General features: G+C 60.4%; 1 protein-coding gene. It reads left to right on the top strand.

Going from position 1 to position 465, the window contains the following annotated elements:
- Positions 1-465 (top strand): type VI secretion system baseplate subunit TssF (locus tag Xbed_RS19080; RefSeq protein ID WP_139837573.1); only part of this gene is annotated, 465 nt, incomplete at both ends.

Here is a 465-nt window from a genome sequence, read left to right as displayed (position 1 = left end):
GACCCGGATATTGAACGGATCTTTCAGGGCTTTGCCCTGCTGACCTCCAGCCTGCGGGATAAAGTGGAGGATGAATTCCCCGAAATGACCCACGGTATCCTGTCCCGCATCTGGCCGCTGGCCCTGTCCCCCCTGCCGCCCACCACGGTGGTGCAGTTTTATCCCACCAATGGGGAGCATCAGGGCGCCGTCGATATCCCGGCCAGTACGTCGGTTTCAGCCCACCTCGACGGCCAGTGGCTCACCTTTAAAACCTGTCGCCCCCTGCATGTCGAACCGTTAGTCGTGCGGGAGCGCACGGTGAAAAAAACCGGCACCCACAGTGAAATCATCCTGACCCTGTGCCAGACCGGGGAAGCCGGCCCGGTCTGGAAAAGCGGGCCATTGACGTTTTTCCTCGGTACCGACGCGGAAAAAGCGGCGCAGTTGAGCCTGTGGCTGGATGTGCACATCTGTGAGGTCAAC

Origin of the sequence: Xenorhabdus beddingii, assembly GCF_002127545.1 — a bacterium.
GTDB lineage: Bacteria > Pseudomonadota > Gammaproteobacteria > Enterobacterales > Enterobacteriaceae > Xenorhabdus > Xenorhabdus beddingii.
Note: the sequence above shows the minus strand (reverse complement) of the source record. Positions and strands in the feature narration are given on the sequence as shown.